The 17884-nt window shown below is 57.0% G+C and carries 18 protein-coding genes; 9 read left to right on the top strand and 9 right to left on the bottom strand.

Annotated features, from left to right (window positions below):
- The first annotated feature begins 396 nt into the window (after positions 1-396).
- Positions 397-1857, top strand: a complete 1461-nt coding sequence (locus JQ587_RS34930; protein WP_249154675.1) for a trypsin-like peptidase domain-containing protein — start codon at positions 397-399, stop codon at positions 1855-1857.
- Here JQ587_RS34930 and JQ587_RS34925 read toward each other — a convergent pair whose 3' ends face one another.
- The 3 genes from JQ587_RS34925 to JQ587_RS34915 all read right to left on the bottom strand — a co-directional run bounded on the left by JQ587_RS34925 (position 1858) and on the right by JQ587_RS34915 (position 3714).
- The gene (locus tag JQ587_RS34925; RefSeq protein ID WP_212428379.1) at positions 1858-2067 is read right to left on the bottom strand and encodes a hypothetical protein; all 210 of its coding nucleotides are present in this window, start codon (positions 2065-2067) and stop codon (positions 1858-1860) included. It abuts the gene before it with no gap.
- 71 nt (positions 2068-2138) lie between these two features.
- Positions 2139-2549, bottom strand: coding sequence for a GNAT family N-acetyltransferase (locus tag JQ587_RS34920; RefSeq protein ID WP_212428378.1), 411 nt, complete (start codon positions 2547-2549; stop codon positions 2139-2141).
- A 34-nt stretch (positions 2550-2583) separates the two neighbouring features.
- Complete coding sequence (locus tag JQ587_RS34915; RefSeq protein ID WP_212428377.1) at positions 2584-3714, bottom strand: DUF4238 domain-containing protein; 1131 nt, start codon at positions 3712-3714, stop codon at positions 2584-2586.
- 229 nt (positions 3715-3943) lie between these two features.
- Here JQ587_RS34915 and JQ587_RS34910 point away from each other — a divergent pair, with 229 nt between their 5' ends.
- The 5 genes from JQ587_RS34910 to JQ587_RS34890 all read left to right on the top strand — a co-directional run bounded on the left by JQ587_RS34910 (position 3944) and on the right by JQ587_RS34890 (position 9144).
- Positions 3944-5845, top strand: coding sequence for a DUF7380 domain-containing protein (locus JQ587_RS34910; protein WP_212428376.1), 1902 nt, complete (start codon positions 3944-3946; stop codon positions 5843-5845).
- 178 nt (positions 5846-6023) lie between these two features.
- On the top strand, positions 6024-6593 hold the full coding sequence (locus JQ587_RS34905; protein ID WP_212428375.1) for a hypothetical protein: 570 nt from the start codon (positions 6024-6026) through the stop codon (positions 6591-6593).
- Positions 6590-6793 carry a hypothetical protein gene (locus tag JQ587_RS34900; protein WP_212428374.1) on the top strand — a complete coding sequence of 68 codons (204 nt, stop codon included), beginning with the start codon at positions 6590-6592 and terminating at the stop codon, positions 6791-6793. The genes JQ587_RS34905 and JQ587_RS34900 overlap by 4 nt, the downstream gene beginning before the upstream one ends.
- 133 nt (positions 6794-6926) lie before the next feature.
- The gene (locus JQ587_RS34895; RefSeq protein WP_212428373.1) at positions 6927-7388 is read left to right on the top strand and encodes a hypothetical protein; all 462 of its coding nucleotides are present in this window, start codon (positions 6927-6929) and stop codon (positions 7386-7388) included.
- A gap of 64 nt (positions 7389-7452) precedes the next feature.
- Positions 7453-9144: a M48 family metalloprotease gene (locus JQ587_RS34890; protein WP_349629555.1), complete on the top strand. Its 1692-nt coding sequence runs from the start codon at positions 7453-7455 to the stop codon at positions 9142-9144.
- Positions 9145-9172: 28 nt separating this feature from the next.
- Here the strand turns inward: JQ587_RS34890 and JQ587_RS34885 are convergent, their stop codons facing one another.
- From JQ587_RS34885 to JQ587_RS34860, 6 genes are all read right to left on the bottom strand, one after another.
- On the bottom strand, positions 9173-9958 hold the full coding sequence (locus JQ587_RS34885) for a hypothetical protein (protein ID WP_212428371.1): 786 nt from the start codon (positions 9956-9958) through the stop codon (positions 9173-9175).
- Between the two features lie 146 nt (positions 9959-10104).
- Complete coding sequence (locus JQ587_RS34880; RefSeq protein ID WP_212428370.1) at positions 10105-10827, bottom strand: hypothetical protein; 723 nt, start codon at positions 10825-10827, stop codon at positions 10105-10107.
- Positions 10828-10851: 24 nt separating this feature from the next.
- The gene (locus JQ587_RS34875; protein WP_212428369.1) at positions 10852-14283 is read right to left on the bottom strand and encodes a hypothetical protein; all 3432 of its coding nucleotides are present in this window, start codon (positions 14281-14283) and stop codon (positions 10852-10854) included.
- Positions 14284-14462: 179 nt separating this feature from the next.
- Entirely contained in the window at positions 14463-15149 is a 687-nt protein-coding gene (locus tag JQ587_RS34870; protein ID WP_212428368.1) for a hypothetical protein, read from the bottom strand.
- Positions 15150-15361: 212 nt separating this feature from the next.
- Positions 15362-16024: an SOS response-associated peptidase gene (locus tag JQ587_RS34865; RefSeq protein ID WP_212428367.1), complete on the bottom strand. Its 663-nt coding sequence runs from the start codon at positions 16022-16024 to the stop codon at positions 15362-15364.
- Positions 16025-16034: 10 nt separating this feature from the next.
- Complete coding sequence (locus JQ587_RS34860) at positions 16035-16241, bottom strand: hypothetical protein (RefSeq protein WP_212428366.1); 207 nt, start codon at positions 16239-16241, stop codon at positions 16035-16037.
- A 134-nt stretch (positions 16242-16375) separates the two neighbouring features.
- Between JQ587_RS34860 and JQ587_RS34855 the strand changes: the two genes are divergently transcribed.
- The 3 genes from JQ587_RS34855 (at position 16376) to JQ587_RS34845 (ending at position 17715) form a co-directional block, all read left to right on the top strand.
- A complete protein-coding gene (locus JQ587_RS34855) occupies positions 16376-16849 on the top strand; it encodes a hypothetical protein (RefSeq protein ID WP_349629554.1) in 474 nt (157 codons plus the stop codon).
- Positions 16850-16867: 18 nt separating this feature from the next.
- Positions 16868-17395 carry a thermonuclease family protein gene (locus tag JQ587_RS34850; protein ID WP_212428365.1) on the top strand — a complete coding sequence of 176 codons (528 nt, stop codon included), beginning with the start codon at positions 16868-16870 and terminating at the stop codon, positions 17393-17395.
- A 137-nt stretch (positions 17396-17532) separates the two neighbouring features.
- Positions 17533-17715, top strand: coding sequence for a hypothetical protein (locus tag JQ587_RS34845; protein ID WP_212428364.1), 183 nt, complete (start codon positions 17533-17535; stop codon positions 17713-17715).
- Positions 17716-17884 lie beyond the last annotated feature (169 nt).

Below are 17884 nucleotides of genomic sequence, written 5' to 3'. Positions count from 1 at the left end.
TAGCGCGATGGGGGGTATCGAACCTCGTTGACGGCTGTGGAAGTCTCGCCCGCCCAAGACCGCTCTAACCGGCGCAAAATATGTGAATTTCTGTTGCTGACGTGTGGCGTTTCCGGACCGCACTGCTATTGATGAATCTACGAGGTCTCCCCTCGCATACGCGCTGTCGTAACTGCGGCGTAAGAGCGAAAGTCTCATCAAGGATCTTGCGCGCCACGTTGCTCGCTGAATGCCTGGCGTGATTGGAAGGGAGACCTCGTGCCCAGCTTCGCATCGTTCTTCGTCACTCCGGTCCGCGTCAGCGTTCCAAACGAGCTTACGAGCGAAGCCGAACTGCTGAAGTTTCTTGCCTTGTCCACAGCCGAGCTCAAGAAGATCTGGTGGTTTCGCGGCCGGATGTATCAGAAATTCGAGATTTCGAAAGGCGAAGGAAAGAAGCGCGTCATAAGCGCGCCGGACCACCGGCTGAAGATGCTGCAGACCAAGATCGCGTCTTCGCTCGCGCCGATATACAGACCCAGGAATCCCGTTCATGGTTTCGTGGATGGCCGTTCGGTCAAAACGAATGCTACGGCTCATCTCCGAAGCAAGTTCGTGATGAACTTGGATATCGAAGGTTTCTTTTCGGCCATTACGGAAGGGCGCGTCTCCGGACTGATGAGCGCGCTCGGTATCGATAGCCGTGTCGCTGAAATCCTGGCGAGGATCTGCTGCAACGAGGGTGTCCTGCCGCAAGGCGCACCTAGCAGTCCGATAATCTCCAACATGATCTGCTTCCGGATGGACAAGGAATTTCAGGCGATCGCGAAGGAAAGCCGCTGCATCTACACCAGGTACGCTGACGATATCACGTTCTCCAGCTACCAGCCGCTGACACTGCTGTTCGAAGGACCTACGCCCCCGGCCGGCAGCTTCTCGCCCGAATTGCTCAAAGACCGGCTTCGCGGAGCTTTCCGATCCAATGGCTTTGCGATCAATCCGCAGAAGGTCCACTACGCCGACAAGTATTCGCGCCGAACGGTAACCGGCCTGAAGATCAACGAGCTCGTCAACGTCGACAGGAGATTTGTGCGAAACATCCGCGCGGCGTTATTCGTGACCGAGAAGCAGGGCGCTACGACCGCCCAGAAGATTCTCAAGGACAAGTATGGTCGCGAAGCGGCCCTCGCCTCGCACCTTCGGGGACGGATATCCTGGGTGGGGCACATCAAGGGACCTTCGGACCCGATCTTTCGCGGTCTGGCCTCGCGCTACAACAAGCTCTTCCCCTCGGAGAAACTCGAAATTCTGCCCACGATTTTTGAGATCAGGGAGCGTGCAGTGTGGGTCGTCGAGCATTGGGGCGATGCCGCGACGGAAGGCAGCGTGCAGGGCACGGCCTTCTTCCTGAAATCGGTCGGTCTCATTACGGCATCGCACTGCGTGGAGGGGGCGACCGAGATCGAGATCTATCACCCCAGTAAGCCTTCGAATAAGTTCAAGGTGACGGTCGCCAAACATGATACGCATCGCGACCTGGCTGTTCTCACGCACGAAATACCCGCCACTGAGTACTACGAGTTCGACATATCGAAACGTACGCTCAAGGTCGGCGACATCACGACGGCGCTCGGATTTCCGGGCTTCGGGGCGGGCGACAAGATCAACGTCCGATCCGGACCGATAACGTCGTTGCCCACGAAGAGCGCCGTACCGATGATCGAGGTGACGCAAAAGCTCTCGCAAGGCATGTCCGGCGGTCCGCTGCTCGACGAGGACGGCGCGGTCGCCGGAATCAATCATAAGGGCGGACCGGGCGAGGCCAGAGATTTCGCCGTGCACGTCAAAGCGCTGACCGACTGGCTGAGCGGGGCGTAGCTATGCAGTCTGCCGTGCGTCGCGGACGTCCTGCAGGTGGTCGAGGCCGTTGCGCATCGCGAGCGATAGATTGACGTTGACGAGCGCCACCGCGTGCGAAGGAGCGTCCCGCGCGGCGAGAATGTCGTCAATCTGATGGAGGCGCTCCGGCGGAGCGTCGGCGAAACGCGCCAATGAGGGAAAAGCCAAGTCTCCGAAGAAGGCCGTCAAGAAGCCGCGCCGCCGCTGGTCAGAAGGAGATGCTGATGCCAATTGAGGGCAAGAAGCAGTCGAAGGCCACTTTAAAGCGGGCCTTCTATCCTTTTCTCGAACTCAGTCGGGCAGCCGGTTCGTTCGGAATAGCCTTGCTTCCTGTACCAGGTCGCAAGACGGTCTACCGGAAAGCCTACGAGTGGCCATGGAGAGAGGGTGACCCATTCGTAGCCTTCCGCGCGCGCACGGGCCTCAACCGCTTCGAGAAGCAGCTTGCCAAGTCCGCGTCCTCGGAACCGGGTAACAACAAACAGTTCGCACAATGCTAGGCAATTCATTTCCGGAAGCTCGTCGAACGAAACGAAGCCGATCTCAGCTCCGTTCCTTCGTGCGATAAATTGTTGGGTGCGCCGCCCTTTGGAACTCGCCAGAATGCGTTGGCTGACCTCTAAATCGCGTCCGACATATCCATCAAGTATGGCAGCAAATTCAATCATCATGAGGCTCTCTATGGACCCAGCAACGATGCGAGGGCTACCGTGGCGTCGCAGGGCGATGCTTCGCTGCGAACGCAAAAAAGTCCTCGGGAGCTACCTTCTTTGCAGCAAGGAGCCGTCCGAACTCTTCCACTAGATCCGAGTAGTCGCTGTCGCGTTCCGGTGCTGGGCGAAAGTCATGCCGCTGATGCTTAGGGCGGCGACGAATCTTCATGAATCCCACCTTGAGCCGAACATCCAACCCCGGCCTAAACTCGTGTAACAAGCCGCGCGTTGTTTCCGGCTCTGGATCGGGCTCCCTGTTCGCTAAAGGATGTTCTTTTACGGAAGTCTTTTCGTCTCTTCTGCGCCTGACGGCGCGCAGAGCTTGTGCATGGACCGAGGCCTCTTCACCCTCACTGAAGTAGATATTTTCGTGTGCGTTGAGCCACTGCAGCTCATTTAGCGCCGCGACGTCATCGCTCGACGAGATAGTGACAACGCGACAGTTTTTCTCGCCTATTTTGTAGGTTTGAGCATCGTATAGCAGGATCAGATATTTCGGAGATAAAGGAAGAAATATTTGCAGCCCCGCCTGTCCCAGCCCGGTGTGGCCGGCATGTTCATTGCCTTCGAAATGCTGGTTGTGCCGAACAATTGGATTATCGGACGTGATAAGTCCGAGTCCAGAGTCGTTCCGCAAAAGCTTGATCTTCAGATCGTACACAGCCGGCACCATCCGAGATGCGACCTGAAGCGACATCAGCACCGGATCCTCGAAGCCGATCTCATATTGATCGAGATCGTCAAACTGTCCACGATAAATGGTCTTAAACAGCTTGTCCGTTGACTCTGCCATCGCGTCAGCCTCGTAACTTGTCCGTGCGGCTTGGAGCACGATGAAATGCGACAGGATGATATGCTCAGCAGAGAATGGTCGTGGAACGGCTTCGTTCTTAAGAATAGTGTTGTTTATCAGCTCTGCGGCCGCGCCCTCCATACCAGCAAGCGCATGCTCAACCGTCAGATCCTTGCCGTAGAAATAGTCCCGATAACATTGATTTCTAAGATTTCCCTTGGATATCACGCGTTGCGAGGAGATGTTGTAAATCCCGATGCTCTTCCCATCCCCGGAGAAGTTCCGAAGATAGAATTTCGGCACAAAATGGTGCTTTTTGTTTTGCGGCATGGACAAGCAAACCCGAATCGAATGAACTACTCTGTGTCGGCTTTCTCGTAAGAGCAATGTGAGCCGCTGCTTTCAAAAGGCGCCAGCGACGGCCATGCCGACGGTGCTACGTGCCCGGTGGCTTCTCGATCCGAGTGAGGCACGCTTCCGCCCGATCAACATCCTGAGTCTCGAAAGTGCGGTGCCTCTAGCTTGTTTTGATATCGGCGCAGGGTGAGCCAGGTTTTCCATGGATCAAGAGACAGGCACCGAAAGCGAGCAGAGTAGCGAGACAGGAACGACGCCGCCTATCTGGCTGCGTGCATCTGTCGCCGATCTTGAGGCGCTGGATTTCGAACAGCCGATCGCCGGATCGAGAAGTGCGGATAGCCGTCAACTGGGGGACTTGTTTCGCGCCGCCGCCGGCGACGAAGACACGTCGGCCGCGTCCGTATTCAGCATGCTTGCGGCGGCCGCAGGAATGATGCTCCGGCCCGACCAGAAGAACGAGCCATTCGGGCCGATGCTCGTATTGCCAGATGGCCGCAGGTCACCGGCGCCAACCGACTTTCGTGGTCAACCGGAAGAGGTGCTAGCCACTGCCGCTGAGGCAGCGAAACACCCGGCTCTGAAGGCGAGGCTTGCGGACCTTTGCTGGGTTCTCGATCGCAAGAAAGGAAAGCTGGGGTCAGCCGCTGTCGCGGCCTACACAGACGTTGTCAAGCGCGTGGACGACGGCGCACTGACACTCCCGTTCGACGAAGGGCAGGGCGCGTTGAAACACGACGCGCGCGATCTGCTCCGACGGGCTCTTCATATCGGCAAGGCGGTGGGATGGGACAAGACAGAGGCGATTGCTGCCCGCGAGATGGTGGCTCACCTGCGCGCCAGGTCAATCCAGGAATCGCTTGCACTTCCTGCTTTTTGGTTCAGCGAGCTTGATCTCGATTTCAGGATTTCGGACCCAGTGGCAATCGGGACGGATGTCGAGACCATTATATCGGGTCTACCACCAGATGCCGACGGGCATCACATTGTCGATCTTTGGCGATTAGCCGTGCGAGCATATCGTCTTGCAAGGCGCGATGACGACAAACATCGTGCTCAAACTGCGGCCGCCGAGCAGTTCGTTCTGATGGCTGAACGCCAGCCCATGGCGATGATCGCGTCGTCCCTGCTCTCCGACGCTATTGCCGAACTCCACGGTGTTCCCGGTAAAAAGGATCGACGAAGGGAATTGCGTCACCGCCTGATCGATGTTCAGGCGGGAATCGCGGAAGAGATGTCGCCGTTTTCGCATCCTTTAGATCTGGAGGAGATCGTAAGAGACGTCGAACGAGCCATGGTCCGTCCGACCCTTCGCGAAAAGCTCTTTGTATTTGCGGCGCTCGAGCAGTCGCCTGACCCTGCGCAACTCGCGGCGAGCGCATCGCAATCCATCAGGGAGCATCCGCTTTCATCGCTCTTTGGCGCATCGCACCACGATCGCGAGGGCAAGGTGGTACACCGCACGGAAGGGGCGGGGTTTGGCGACGGTGCTGACGAAGCCGCGATCCAGGACCACATCACACGGGACGAGAGTTTTCGCCGCCAGATAACCGTCTCGGGGCAGATTGAGGTTGCGCGCCAGTCGATCGCCCGCGAGCATTTCCTGTCTGACGATATATTTGCCGCGCTTCTGGTGCATACTCCGTTCGTACCGAACGAATTGGTAAGGACATTCAGCCGCGGCTTCCTGCGCTTCTTTCAGGGAGACTTTGTGAGCGGCCTCTATATCCTCACGCCATTGGTGGAAAGCTCACTCCGCCATCTGCTGAAGGCCAATGGTCACGATGTCACGATCTTCGACGACGCCACGCAAACGCAACAGGACCGGACGATCTCATCCCTCTTCGAGCAAATGAGAAGCGAGCTCGACGCGATACTGGGCCCCGCTATCACGACTGACATCGAGAGCGTATTTCTTAAAAGGCCCGGCCCGCACATCCGCCATGCCTTGGCTCACGGCTTGTTGCATGACGGAGATCCCTATGGGCCTGACGCGATTTACGCTTGTTGGCTGGTCTTTCGTCTGTGTCTGATTCCGCTATTTCCCTACCGGGAGCAGTTGCGCCTCCCATTTGACGAGCCGGTGCCCACGCTTTCGGCCTAGGTCGAAATTTGGCGTGCGCATTGATCGCTCGGCCGCCCAGCAAGGAAGTCTCGACAAGCCCCAGCGCCCGCCTCATGTCTTCGATAGCGAGGCTAGTAGGTTTGAGGTAAAATATTACCGTATGGACTTTTGCCTGACAGACTTCCAATGTGCCGCCTGAAAGGTGCTTGAGATGGGAATGAAAGAGACGATCGCGGTCATTAACCAAATGGAAGCGGACGGCGTCGTCGGTCGCTATGCGATCGGCGGTGCGGTTGCCGCCTTCAATTACATCGAGGTGTCATTCACCGAAGATCTGGACATTCTCGTTTCATTCGAAGATCAGGTCCAAGCCAAGGCCACGGGTCTGGTAACTCTCGGACCTATCCTTAAATATCTGGCAGAAAAAGGCTTTACCGAATTCAGAAAAGAGGGCGTCGTCGTTTCTGGCTGGCCCGTTCAGTTTCTGCCGGTAGCAAAACCTCTCGATGAGGAGGGGTTAAAGGAAGCAATCACGACCGAATTGCGGGTCAATTCGGAAACCACGATTCAGTGTCGCATCTTGCGAGCTGAACACCTCATGGCGACCGCCCTAGACGTCGGACGCCCCAAAGATTACGCTCGAATTGTCCAATTCATCGAAGCGGGTAATTTCGATCCCGTATACTTGCGCGGCGTCTTGGAGAGGCACAACCTCGCGGCAAAATGGCAATCTTTCTGCGATAGATTTGAGATCGCCAACCCATGCATCGACGGGTCTAAACCGTGAAGCAGAACCAGTCTATCTACCCGGATATTTCGGATATCCTCCAGCGCAAAGCCGAAGGACGGCGAAACATTATCGCACTTTCGTTCGCCGAAAAAATTGAGATGCTGGAGATCATGCGGGATCGGATTTCCCCGCTAAGAGACGCACGCAACAACCGGACAGCCAACTTGCCTGATCCAGTCGTTTGGGTTGAGCAGTAAGTCACACGCTCCGTCAAATTCTGATGATAGATCGTCCAAGTGCTCCTCCGGGAAGACTTAGAGGAGACACGGTGCTAACCTTTCGAGCCAGCTAAGCCGATCCTGTCGTGGGACATCAGTCTTTGAGGGAAGCATGAGCGAGCAGGTTATCAATGAGCAGGCGTTACTCACGTCGGCAACAATCCTTCAGCTCTCCGGCGAAGCCCCCGAACAACGACGCGCGACACGTCTTTTGGCCGATCTTCGGGCCGGCGAACCCGTCGCTGATCTGCTGAACGAAACCAAACCGTTGGGGCCGGGTCGTTTTGGCGCGGGCCTCGAGGACTCGGCAATCCTCCTGGCCGTATATTCGGCTCTTCAGGCTTTCTGGAAGGTCTATCTGGAAAAACTGGTCGCAACGGGGGCCGAAAAGGCCTCGAATTTGACTGCAGCGTTGTTGGACAAGCTTTTCGAACAGAACCTTGAGGGCTCGGAGCGAGACAAAACGATCTCCGAAATCAAGAAGTGTCTTGAGGTCGAAGCGCACAAGCGCAAGATCAGCCAGGCAAAACTGAAGAAGCTCCTCGAAGCTGTCGACAAGCTTGGAAAGAAGTAGCGACCATCGCATTCTGGACGCGCTCACAAAGGAGATTGGGTATCACGAATTCTTTTTCACTTTCGTGCTTATCCCGCTCCTGAGCCTCTTTGTCCCGACTGTAGCCCTTACCGTTTATTCCTTCGGGCTCGTGGCGCAAACCATTGCCGTTTACGTTTTCCAGACAAATGTCAGCCTCTCCGTTGTTGGAGCGACCTGCTGTCTCTACCTGATATTGCTCCTAGCATTTTTCTGGTGGCTGCGACGCGCAAAATCGCTGCCTTTCGCGTTGATATGGCTCCATCTGCCCTCGGCCGAAAATTCGAATACGTTCGAGACTCCGAAACCCAGGCCGATCAGAGAGGATGATGTGAGAGTCTCTTTTGAGAGCGTCCTCGCAGAGATGTGGCCTCGGTTCAATAGGAATGGACCGGTCCCGTCTGTCAGCTATTTTCGATCAACGACGGTATTGGATGCTTTCGCTGTCGCCGACGGCACCGAAGCGAGCATTTGCGTGAGCGAACCTCTGCTCGACAAGGGAGTGGAGGATCCGCTGACGCCACTCATTCTGGCTCACGAGCTCTCCCACATCGCCTACGGCGATGTTACTCGCATTGCCCGTCTCAACCGCACTTTAAGGAGATATCTGTTCATTGCGCGGATCGCATTTCTTCCTCTCGCGCTGGTTCTAAGCGTGCTTTGGCTTGTGGACAGTGTGCACGATGTGCGGTCCATGGTTCTGATTCCGGAGACCAAAAACGGCCTCGGCGGTCCCTTGACCGATCTCGTCGCTCTTGCATTCGTTCTGTTGCCCGCGCCAGTCAGCTATGTCGCGACGATGCGCTACGCCGGTTACATATTTTCACTCATCGAACTTCGAGCGGATGCCGGCATTGCAATCGCCTGCGAGGCTCCACGGTCTTTCGAGAAGACCCTTCGAGATCATAGGCCGCCTGCGAAGTTTGGTGCCATTGGGCGTTGGTTTGCGGACGCCTGGACACTCCTAACCTTGAATTTTTCACATTTTGCATTCCGAGACCGCATTGTCTATTTCCTCGATCGTAGCTCCCTCATTCTGCCGAAGTTCAAGTATCTCGCTGCGTTTATCTTCATCCCCATTCTTGTCTCGCTCAGCCCGGCACAATGGGCATTTCCGCAGGTCTTCTGGGTTTTTTGCGCGCAACAAGTCGCATGCGCTAGCTTGATCGTGATTGCGGTCGTGCACACCTGCGATAGCGCATCGGCCGATCTCATCCCGCTATCCGTTCCAAGCCAAGCGGCTTTGGCCTGCTGGCTATTGCTTGCCTATTTCCTGCCGCGAGCCTCGGCGGAGATGCTCGGAATGATCTTGCTGGACCTTGCCAAGGTCGTCTCGATACCTGAGATCGAGTATCCCACCTGGGCTTCGATATTCGACGGTTGCAACACTCTGATCGTAAATTCACTACGTGGAATTGCTAGATCGATTGAAAATGGCGAAATCATCATCGGTCTCAGCACCGGCTACCTCGCGGTCTGGATCCTATCCCGTCCGATAAGGAGCTTCTCGCGAAGCTCTCTTAGCTTCATTGTTCTGATTGTGTTTGCCCTGCTGGCACAAGCCGTTGCATTCTGGATGACGTATCCATTTCCGCGACCCTTTGATTTGCGGGAGTACATCTTCGGCGGTCCTCAACCGGCCGCGGTCAAGCCTTGGGCCGCGCTCGTTCCTCTTGGCCTGGTCGTCGTTCACGGGCTACAGGTGTTGGTCTTCAAAATGCGTCCTCGCCCACCGTAGCGCATTGGATACGCTGCTGCCCCAAAAGCTAAATATTGACGGGTCCCGGCTCGGTATTGCTAGCGCGCGCCCCAAGCCAAAGCAGAGGGCGCAACCACCATGGTGGCATCGCAAAGTCCTCGCGCAGCGAAACGCTTGCGTGCTCGTATATCTTGCCCGCCCGTTTGTCGGCAGTTAGCAGGCCATCAAAATAGGTGGCGAACGCCGCAAGATTTACGTCGATCAGATCGTTACGTAGCCTATCCGGTTTCGTCTGCTTCGCGCCGCCATCAGCGATCCGCATCAGAATCGATATATACCCGCAAAGCGCGTAGCGAAAAACGAAGGTGTTTCTCACCTCCGGCACTCGCGGCGGCTTTCTCAAGCCGCCATGATCTTTGAAAAGTTCGTCCGTAAGCAACATGACATTTCGAACGAACTTCTCGCGCATTTGCGGCGTGTCTTCTTCGCGCCGACGCAGCGTCTTCAACTCCGACTGCGAATAGGTTTTCTCGACGAGGTCGATTCCGAACGCGAGGGTAGGCATATCCTGGAGCATCCGTGCAATATGACCGGTTGCTTCACGTCCATGGTCCAAAAGCTGCCGTTGAAGCGAGACGTCGCCGCGTTTTGCGGCAAGCAAGGTCTGGCAATATTCGGAAAAGCCTCGGGTCTGCATCTCGTCGACTAAGGGTTCTTGCGAAACCGCCGCGCGTCCTGGCAGACGGCATATATCCCGTGTGCTCCTAAGTATCAGCACCTGCTTCGGGTATCGGGAGAGGATCTCCATCGTTCCATAGATCCAGGTGAGGGTGTCTCCCTTGTAGATCTCCATCGCCAGATAGTCCGTTAGGACCGCGTAGTTGTCGATCGATGCCGAAAGATACGATCTAAGGCTCTCCTCTTGTAGCTGATTTGAGTCGATGACTTTTCTAGTCCGGGGGCGCTTGCCGGCAAATCTTGAGGTTAAGCCATCGTATGTCACGGCCACACCACCAAGATGTCCTCGAAGCCCGGCTTGTAAACGATGATCTTTTGGAAAACGTTCGAAGCAATCTTAAGATGACCAACACTGATTTCTTGCTCTTGGGCATTGTCCATCCAATCGACGACTATCAAAAGCCAATAGTCATCGCAGGCAGAATAATCCGCGGCCTTGGACTCTTTCTCCCTGATGATCCTTTCCAGTTCCGTCTGCGATATCAAGTCGACTGCGTACACCTGGCCCAGGCGCCACTTGGCGTCGTCGTACTCCTTGCTGTTCAGATAAAGCGTCGAGATTTCCGGCATCGATTGAAACAGCTCCGGGTCGACCGGCCCGCTCGGATGAGTGCTGATCGTTGCGGCAAAAGCACTCAGCTCCTTGGGAAGAGCCTTTCTTCTTGGGGGCGTGATGGGCCGATCCGGGTCAAAGCCAATGGTAAGCTCGAACTTCCTACCGCCCGCATACAAGTGAAGCTTGTGGGCATCCGATACGACGCCCTCACGGAGCGGCTTTTGCCTTTGCTCGCTTGCGAGCGAGCTTCCCTCCTGCAAGTAGAGACGTGTCAGCTCGATGCCCGTCGTGCGGTCGCCCCTGATCACGACATCCGGCTTATCGGCATATTCGATTGTGCCCGTCGGCAAGCTATATGCCTTGCTGAACTCATCAAAATAACGACGCTCGATATCACGGGTGGTCCTCTTGCCGAGACGTGCAGTCATTTCACCAGCCTTGAAGTCTATTGGTCAGTCTCTGGATCCGGCATTCCTATTACGCGGATTGGTCGAGCTCGCGAGTTTGGCAGCGCTTCTTTGAATGTGCTGGCCGAAGTCGAGGACCAGAAACACGACCTTGACATCACCAAATTCGCCCCGATAGCGGGCGATCAAACCAGTCGGCTTTGAATCTGTCTGTTGTATCTTCTTGCAATCGACGTAGCCAAACCCCGCGGGTGCATCATTCTTCGCTGCCTGCCGCAAGTGATCGATAATTGAAGCAGGGCTCTCGATCGTGGCATAGGTCAGGTGAAAGAAGAGCCGACAAGTCGAATAAGCGACAAGCTTTTGAAAATGACTGATCAGCTCTGCACGAGACCACTCCTGCGTTACCGGGCGGTTGCATAGCACTGCCTCGACCACGGCCAGAGTCGTGCTACCCTTCTGGAGCACGAGGTCGCGCCTTCCCGGATTGCCTTTCGCGGTGACTCCTCCAGGCGACGGACCAAGCGTCCACCCCATGAACAGGATATGAGCCGCGAGCACTTGGCCGATGACAGCTGTAAGATCGTCTTCGCCCGGGCCCGCGGCTCCACTTCTTATCACCGGAGCCAGCGATATGACGCTCTCTGCCGAGGACCGGATGCAATCAATCATCAAACCGTCGAAAGGCTCCGGCTCTGAACTCAATACCTGCGCTTGCCGTTCATGATCCGTTTGCAGGAAGTCAAGGCGAGCAAGTCTGGCGCCTGGGATCGAATCGTTCTCCAACGCGACCGACGCAATCGAAGAAAAAGCGGTGCCATTTCGAATATGCTCTCCTGCGGCGCGTAAAACGTCGGTCAAGCCAAAGCTTTCTTCTGCGGCCTTCAGTCCAGCCAAGGACTCAGCGACACGTCCCAACCTCGCGAGCGCAACTGCGGTGTAGGCCGCGACCGTATCCTTTAGGTTGATCGTTTGCAGCGGCGTCAGCGTATAGAGGGCCAAGTCGGGCAGACCGACGGCAAGCCGCAAGAGAGCCAAATTGCTCGCAAAGACCTCCGAATCGGCTGTACCGCGTATGCGTGGAGTGGCCTTTTCCGCTTCCGCTAGTAGTTCGCGGCCGCGCGCCAGCGCTGCTCCCCCCAGCACCGCAAAGGCATTCGGGCGCAGCAGCAAGCTGATTCGCGCGGCAAACAGATTGACAGCATAGGCAGCTGTTTCAGGGTGGCGGTTGAAAAGACGCGCAAAGAGCTGTTCAGCACCCTCGACATCGCCGTCCGGACGTTTCAGTTCTGAAATCCCGCGAAAGAAGCTGATTGTGTCAGCAGCCGAGGACTCCTCCATTTTCGACAAGTCCGGAGGCGGCTGCGTTTCTGCAATGGCTTGCCAGTCACCCCGTAGCAAATGCAAACGCAGGTCGGCAAAAAGGCGCGTCATAGACCGGCCCGGAGGCTTCCCCAAGGTTCCGATATTCCGTCCTTCCTCCATAAACCATGCGGCCGCTGTCGACATCCCGGCAGCCAACAGTTGATCTATCCGAGCCTGTACCTCGGTCAGAGACCAGACCGCGCCGGCCTCTGAGGGGGTTATTTCAAGAACACGCGCTTCAATTTGCCCACGAAGGGCATGGGGTACGAACGTCGACAGTTGAGCGAGAACCATAGGCTCGTCTGTTGTCAGAATCGCAGCCAAAACACGCTCTCTTGCGCTGGCGGTTAGGCTGCTAATCGCAGCACCAATGTCGGCCGCGATTGGGCGATCCAGAGTCTGCGCTTCAAACCGTGGTGCAAACGCCGCGATCCTCCCTTTCTCTTTATGCTCGACGGAGCCCATACGTATCGTCGCCGCTAGTGCGTCAACCAGTTCATCGGGCGCGACCTCAGTCGAACCGGCGATCGCACGGCTCAACACGCGAACATGGGCCCGGATGGAGCGGGCGATATTGTCGGCTAGAGTGTAAGGGTTCTCTTGCGACCCAGCGCTTAGCTGCCCCTTCACGTCAACAGGATATAGAAAACCATGACGTCGTTCCGGTCTCAGCCTGGTCGCGAGGACCGACAGCGACGAGGCCGAGCCCTGCGTGATCCTGTGGGCCGTCAGATTGTAGCCGCCTTCGGCGATGCTGCGCACATAAGCGTCGACAATCGACGATGGATCAACTCTGTCGGCCAGACCGCCCGTGTGGATTACATCGAGGGCCGCCGCGAACGATGGCGTTCCCAGTCCAGAGCTTGGCAACGAGACCATTAGTGCGGTAGCCAAATCTTCAAGAACACTCACTGGCTGGCCCACGAGCTCGCTTCTCAAAATCTCAAGCATCGCATCGACGCTGCCGTGCAGGCTGGCGGCACGTCCAGCGGGATTTGAATGAAACCAGGTCAATAAGGCCGCGACCTCCGCCGGATTGACCTGCTCCCGCTTGAGAAGATGCCCCATAACGGAAACAGTATCGGCGAACGCACTGGCTTTCGCATTCTGATGTTCGCCCAACGTGAGCTCGCGATCCCACGCGCTGTGCGGGGCCTCCCATTGCGCGACAAGGAGACAGGCGAGGACCGAAGTGGAGGGACAAAACAAGAGATCAGCAATTAACTCAGCATCTTGCCGAACCGCCAGGATCAGCATGTGCATGAGGTCGGGCCGGTCGAAGACGAGGGCGACAATGCGCTCAGCAAGCTTATTCGGGGCCGGCGAAGAGTCCGTGTGCCTGACATCGGCAAGTAACAGTCGCAACAGACCAAACAAATCTCCGCACGACACAAGTGCTTCCATTAGGGGGCGTTCGATCTGGTTGTTGCCGAGCCAGAGCGCCCGACCCACCGCTGTAGCGGGCGGGACCGGGACATGAAGTTCGATAGTTGAAGTCGGTTGATTGACGCTCAAGGCTAACTCGGCAACGATGCGCGAGCGGGCTTCATTCCATCCCTCAAGTCCGTCGACGCTCGTTAGCACCTCGAGCGCGCTTTCGCGGAATGCCTCGGCGAACGAATCGCTCCAGACACGGCTCGGCACGATTGAAGGCGCGCCTATCATTCGCCAACGATCCACCCAGAGCCGCAGCGCTGAAATCGGGGCGCCTGAAGCGGCTGACGATCGATCCCAAAGCCGGGCCGCCACCCATTCGGGTGTCTGACACGCAACCCCGCCATTGCGTTCCATGGTCTCGATTGCGGTAGCAAGATCGGTTTGCGCCCGGACGTCATCCGAAAATCGCAATGTTTGGCCATGGCGCTTTGCCATCAGGGCGCCAAACCGGGTCCTCGGCCTCTCCGGGGCTGCAGCAACCCGCATGTGTATGGGCGCCGAGATGCGTCCCCATACAACTCGAATCGAGCCGTCATTGATCAAGTCTTGAAAACTGGGCTCGCCATCGTCTGCTAGAGCGTTGGCCTCATAAGTCGCGCGCGCCCTATTCAGTTCGCTTTCCATATCGATGTGCATTCCCGACAACAAGCGGAGTACGAGCTCGTCGTCGAGCAACGCTGTATCCACCCTTGCTCGTGGAGTGCGATAGGAGGGTAAAAAACGGCGCAGCCTGTCTCGCAGGAGTCGCCTGGTTTCCGCAGGAACATGGCTTAAACTTGTAAAGCGCTCCATGGTTCAGTTCTTGCTACCGATTCGGGCCCTGCGATCCGAGACGACCATTGATCTCGAACCGTCTAAACGTTCTCGTGCCCTGTAGGTTCGTGGCTCCGGCTTCGATCGTGACTTCCGCGAACGGGTTGTACGCAGCGGCTCACTGTTCGGCAGTACTGCATACATCCCTGGTCGATCGTAAGTCCATCTCCGCTTCCTGCACGGACCTCTTCCCAACGGAACACTGTCGGGATCGATTGGAGCAGAGCTGGATTGTCTGTTTCGCCTCGACTCGACAGAATTCGACGCGCCAGATCACTCGTTTCCAAAAGTACGCTTCCATCCAGTCCGAGTGGATCATGCAAAAGGCGAATACCAAATCGTTTTGTCTTGGCGCAACGTTGAAGGATCTCGACGATGCCGATCAGAACATTGGAATCGAGATCGCTGATGGGCTCAACGCCAGCGAGAGTTTGGTAAGACGCGAACTCCAGACCCACGAGCTGACCTGCATCGTCATAGTAGACGTTTGTGGCAAAGACGCTCGAAAGATCGGCCCGAACTGGCCGCACGGTAATCACTCGCTCGTCAGCGTTCACCTCCTCCAATAACATTTCATCGTCGTAAACCGGGAAGTGGCTGTGCAAAAGAGTGAGGCCAAATCGCGAGTGGACTTTCGCTCCCAGCAAACAACTTCCTACCTCGTCCAGACAAGCCTGATCATCGGCGGTTATGATTCCCACGTCCGCAGTATCGATGTCCGGGAGCACCGCGTAATCGCGCGAGCTATGATGTCGTATTGTGAGCATCGGCCGTTCCTCCAACTGGTCCCCTACGAAAGCTGCAACTTATGGCTGCCGAAATCAACTAGCTCTTTCAACCAAATTTATCGCGAGCGCGGGGGGGGAGAATCGAAATCACTCATCTGAGCAGCATCCGAATAACGGCGCGTTTCTTCCTATCAATATCGCTATGCTATTCTTTAAGCTGCCGCCTGGTCCTCCTTGTCGGCGCCGCGCATGACGATCTTTAGCGCGTCGTCCGGAAGTGGACGCTGCAGCGCCTTTGCCTCGTCCCATGGCGCGCGCATCCATATATCGCGATCCTCCTCAGTGGTCAGAACCACCGGCATGGCTTTCGAGTGGATCGGCTCGACGACGGCGTTCGCCGATGTTGTGAGGAACCCGTAGACGAGGTGAGAGCCCGGGATCGGCTTCGACTTGGTGCCGCGGTCGCCCCTGAACTCGGTCCAGATGCCGGCGAAGCAGAACAGCGGCCGGCTTTCCTCGAGTGCGAACCAGACGACGTCTTTCTTCTTGGTCTCCGGATTTGGCTCGGGCGCATATTCGGCGAAACTGTTCGCCGGCACGAGGCAACGGTTCTCCGGCTTGAGCCAGCCGCGCCAATGCGGTGAGGACGTGTTGCGGATGTTGGTCACCGGCGGCCCGCCCGTCTTCGGTGGGGGCGGCATGCCCCAGCGCATCAGCACCATTTCTTCGGCTTCACCGACATTGTGGATCACCGGCGCCGGATAGTCCGGAAACACACCGGGCATCGGCGCTAGATTGCCGACATAGCGGTTCATGCGCCTGAACAGACCGGCGATCGCCGCCTGGTTGGTCGAGATCGAGTAGAGATTGCACATTCAGCGTCGCCTATCCCGTGTAGGTCCGAAAGCGCCCCCGCGTGTAGGCGTGCGAGACGGCCTTCTTCAGCTCTGCATTCTCCGACCCCAGGAAATTGTTCGCAACGATCAGCGCGCGAATAGTCGCGCGCATATCGCCGCCGCAAACGGAGATCGCCTGCTCGACGGCGGCATCCAGCCCATCGTCCTGTTCGTTCGGTTCAGAGACGGAGGACACGGTCCTGTTCCAGGTTGACCGTCGATGATGTATGTTCTTATTTTGTTCTCATGGAGTCAAGCCGCCGTTTCAAGCCGCCCTGGACCTTGGTTCGGGAAAATTCCGAGTGCTATGTGGTCAGGGACGCCAACGGCGTGACCCTCGCGTGGCTGTATTGCCGCGATGACGCTCAGCGCTACAGCTTCGGCGTCGGCAAGCTTTCGTCGGATGAGGCGCGCCGGATCGGCAAGGCAATTGCGCGCATCCCTGAATTCTTGATGCCGCGGCAGGGCTTCTATCCGCGTGGCAGCGGCCCGCGCTGGCGCGCCGATCGGCCGTATCACGTGGCCCTGGAGGATCGCTATATCCGCGAGCACTGGGATGAAATCTACGCGCTCTGCAAGCTCAACAGCCTGCCGTTCAATGCGACTGGCGAAGTCATCAAGAGCGACGGCGTTTGGAAGGTGTACGAGTTTGCCTGGCAGATGGATGCAATCCTGTTCTGGGGCCGCTTCGAAGGAAGATGGCTCCGTGGCACCGAGTTTCATTATCCCGAGCGACCAGAAAACCTGCCGGTACTGAAGCCGCTTGAGAACTGGCCGAAATTCAATCCCCGCAATCTGCGGTAATCGCTGGTACCCAACGCCATGATCAAACGCCCAGTCCTCATGTTGATGCTCCTGCTGTTATCGAGCGCGGCTCTGGCCGACGACTTTGTCGGTCAGGCCAGCGTCATTGACGGCGACACGTTGGAAATTCACGGAACGCGGATCCGCCTTTGGGGTGTGGATGCTCCGGAAAGCACTCAGCTATGTCGCGGTGAGGACAGTTTACAATACCGTTGTGGTTCGAAGGCTGCGAACGACCTCGACGCCTACATCGCCCGGCACCCCGTCAGCTGTGTCCCGCTCAGCCTCGACCGGTATGGCCGCACAGTGGCAACCTGTTCGGTCGCAGGCAGGGATCTTGGGGAATGGCTTGTGAGCAATGGTCTTGCACTGGATTGGCCCCAATACTCGAAGGGCAGATATCGCGAAGCCCAACGCGAAGCTGAGCGCGCTGGCCAGGGCCTCTGGAAGGGAAGCTATGTCGAGCCGTGGCTTTATCGCGCTTGCATCCGCGCAAACGGAAATCCGTCCGCCTGTTCGGACGATGCAAATGCCCATCCTAGATGAGGATTCAGTGCAAGGCCTCTATCTATAACGTGTGACGGCCGATCACCGCACTTTTGCGGGCTGCTCTGGTCTAGCGCGGTTCGGGCGACTCACGCTACGTCATCATTCCCAATACCTCGCTGCACAATGGGAATGACATGGTTGCTGCCACCCGTGAACTGCCGGCTTCTGGTTATGCGCTTGAAGTGGACGGTCGACTCAAGGCCGAATTTGCAACCAGAGACGGAGCCAGGGCAGGTGGAGAAGAACTAAAGAGGCGTTTTCCCATGCTTCAGATCAGGATCTTTGACGCGCAGACGAATGCGCGCGAGGAAATCTAGATCTTCGATTGGCGAGTTCTTTCGCTTGCGCGCGTGCGGCTTTCGCCGCACCGGGCTCTCGTGAACCGAGCCGCTTTGCGTCTCGGCCGCGGTGCGGCTTCGATCCCTTCTGTAATCCGAGTTGAAAGGTCAAGCCCCTTTTCTCCAGGAGGCGGGATGTCCGGTTTCA

The sequence above is a fragment of the Bradyrhizobium manausense genome (assembly GCF_018130615.1).
Classification (GTDB): domain Bacteria; phylum Pseudomonadota; class Alphaproteobacteria; order Rhizobiales; family Xanthobacteraceae; genus Bradyrhizobium; species Bradyrhizobium manausense_A.
Note: the sequence above shows the minus strand (reverse complement) of the source record. Positions and strands in the feature narration are given on the sequence as shown.

Coding starts and splice junctions, on each gene's coding strand:
- JQ587_RS34930 (WP_249154675.1), top strand. CDS start 397: ATGTATCAGAAATTCGAGATTTCGAAAGGCGAAGGAAAGAAGCGCGTC.
- JQ587_RS34920 (WP_212428378.1), bottom strand. CDS start 2,549: ATGATGATTGAATTTGCTGCCATACTTGATGGATATGTCGGACGCGAT.
- JQ587_RS34880 (WP_212428370.1), bottom strand. CDS start 10,827: ATGACTGCACGTCTCGGCAAGAGGACCACCCGTGATATCGAGCGTCGT.
- JQ587_RS34895 (WP_212428373.1), top strand. CDS start 6,927: ATGAGCGAGCAGGTTATCAATGAGCAGGCGTTACTCACGTCGGCAACA.
- JQ587_RS34850 (WP_212428365.1), top strand. CDS start 16,868: ATGATCAAACGCCCAGTCCTCATGTTGATGCTCCTGCTGTTATCGAGC.
- JQ587_RS34845 (WP_212428364.1), top strand. CDS start 17,533: ATGGTTGCTGCCACCCGTGAACTGCCGGCTTCTGGTTATGCGCTTGAA.
- JQ587_RS34905 (WP_212428375.1), top strand. CDS start 6,024: ATGAAAGAGACGATCGCGGTCATTAACCAAATGGAAGCGGACGGCGTC.
- JQ587_RS34865 (WP_212428367.1), bottom strand. CDS start 16,024: ATGTGCAATCTCTACTCGATCTCGACCAACCAGGCGGCGATCGCCGGT.
- JQ587_RS34910 (WP_212428376.1), top strand. CDS start 3,944: ATGGATCAAGAGACAGGCACCGAAAGCGAGCAGAGTAGCGAGACAGGA.
- JQ587_RS34885 (WP_212428371.1), bottom strand. CDS start 9,958: ATGGAGATCTACAAGGGAGACACCCTCACCTGGATCTATGGAACGATG.
- JQ587_RS34915 (WP_212428377.1), bottom strand. CDS start 3,714: ATGCCGCAAAACAAAAAGCACCATTTTGTGCCGAAATTCTATCTTCGG.